1 protein-coding gene is annotated in these 575 nt (G+C 55.8%); it reads right to left on the reverse strand.

Annotation, left to right across the window (positions count from 1 at the left end; translation table 11 throughout):
* The coding region (locus tag DTK66_RS10745) for a DUF445 domain-containing protein (RefSeq protein WP_191668668.1) at positions 1-575 on the reverse strand (575 nt) is incomplete at both ends.

The following is a 575-nucleotide window of genomic DNA, read 5'->3' on the forward strand; positions in this document are numbered from 1 at the left end:
ACTAGCGCATCAACGAGTGCATCAGTAAGTGCCTCAACTAGCGCCTCGACCAGTGCATCAGTAAGTGCCTCAACTAGCGCATCGACGAGCGCGTCAACCAGCGCCTCAGTAAGCGCATCAACTAGTGCCTCAACGAGCGCTTCAACTAGTGCCTCGACCAGTGCATCAACTAGCGCTTCAACTAGTGCATCAACGAGCGCGTCAACCAGTGCATCAACTAGCGCTTCAACCAGCGCTTCAACGAGTGCATCAGTAAGTGCCTCAACGAGTGCTTCGACGAGTGCGTCAACCAGCGCATCGACGAGCGCGTCAACCAGCGCATCAACGAGTGCATCAACTAGTGCATCGACGAGCGCGTCAACTAGTGCATCAACGAGTGCATCAGTAAGTGCCTCAACTAGCGCATCGACGAGCGCGTCAACCAGCGCATCAACGAGTGCATCAACTAGTGCCTCAACTAGCGCGTCAACCAGTGCTTCAACGAGTGCATCAGTAAGTGCCTCAACTAGCGCTTCGACCAGCGCATCGACGAGCGCGTCAACCAGCGCCTCAGTAAGTGCGTCAACCAGCGCCTC

It is taken from the genome of Limosilactobacillus walteri, assembly GCF_014830205.1.
Lineage (GTDB): Bacteria > Bacillota > Bacilli > Lactobacillales > Lactobacillaceae > Limosilactobacillus > Limosilactobacillus walteri.